Origin of the sequence: Corallococcus sp. Z5C101001, from assembly GCF_007352635.1 — a bacterium.
Lineage (GTDB): Bacteria > Myxococcota > Myxococcia > Myxococcales > Myxococcaceae > Corallococcus > Corallococcus silvisoli.
Window position 1 is genome coordinate 1 of record NZ_VKLU01000063.1, and the last position, 1234, is coordinate 1234.

The 1234-nt window shown below is 68.2% G+C and carries 1 protein-coding gene; it reads right to left on the reverse strand.

Annotated elements, in window-relative coordinates; all coding sequences use genetic code 11:
• The coding region (locus FOF48_RS36205) for a condensation domain-containing protein (protein WP_221938268.1) at positions 1-1234 on the reverse strand (1234 nt) is incomplete at both ends.

Here is a 1234-nt window from a genome sequence, read left to right on the forward strand (position 1 = left end):
GCGATGGCCTCGAGCAGCACACCGAAGTGGCCGGCCATGCGCTGGATGGTCGACGCCTCGAAGAGGTCCGTCGCGTACTCCAGCGCGCCGGTCATTCCCGTCTGTGCTTCGCGTAGACCCAGGGACAGGTCGAACTTGGCGAAGTGGGTTTCCGACGGCAGCGTCTGCATGGACATGCCCGGCATGCGCAGCGCTTCAGCAGGCATGTTCTGAAGGATGAACATGGCCTGGAACAACGGGTTGCGGCTCAGATCGCGGGCGGGCTGAACGGCTTCGACGAGCTTCTCGAAGGGCAGGTGCTGGTGCTCGTAGGCCGCGAGGGTGTTGCCTCGGACCTGGACCAGCAGCTGGCGGAAGGTCGCCTTCGGCTCGACCTGCGCACGCAGGACGAGGGTGTTGACGAAGAAGCCGATGAGGCCTTCGGTCTCGGCCTGGGTGCGGCCCGCGATGGGCGTGCCCACGCTGATGTCGTCCTGCGCGGAGTAGCGCGACAGGAGGACCTGGAAGGCGGCGAGCAACACCATGAACGGCGTGGCGCCTTCGCGCTGGGCCAGGGCCTTGAGGGAATCCACGAGCTGCGCGGGGATGCGCACGTCCACCTTGGCGCCGCGGTACGACTGCACGGGCGGACGCGGGTGGTCGGTGGGCAGCTCCAACGCGGACGGGCTCCCCGTGAGCCGCTGCTTCCAGTACTGAATCTGCGCGTCCAGGGCTTCGCCCTGGAGCCACTGGCGCTGCCACGTCGCGAAGTCGGCGTACTGCACGGGGAGCGGCGGGAGCGAAGGCGTCCGCTGCGTGCTGAAGGCTTCGTAGAAGGCCGCCACCTCCCGGACGAGGACACCCATGGACCAGCCGTCGGAGACGATGTGGTGCATCGCCACCAGCAGCAGGTGCTCCTCTTCTCCCACTCGCACCAGGAGGCTCCGCATCAGCGGTCCGCGAGCCAGGTGGAAGGGACGACGCGCTTCCTCGGTCACGAGGTGCCGGGCTTCCTCCTCACGACGTGGCTCGGGGAGGTGGGTCAGGTCGATGACAGGCAGCTCCCAGAGAGAGGGAGCATGGATGTGTTGCGACGGCTCCTCGTGAGGCGCGGAGAGGGTGGTGCGCAGGGCTTCGTGGCGGGCGACCAGCGCCTCGAAGGCGCGGCGCAGGGCCTCCACGTCCACGTGGCCCGTGAGCCTGAGGGCCGTGGGGATGTTGTACGACGCATCCCCGGGGGTGAGCTGATCCAGGA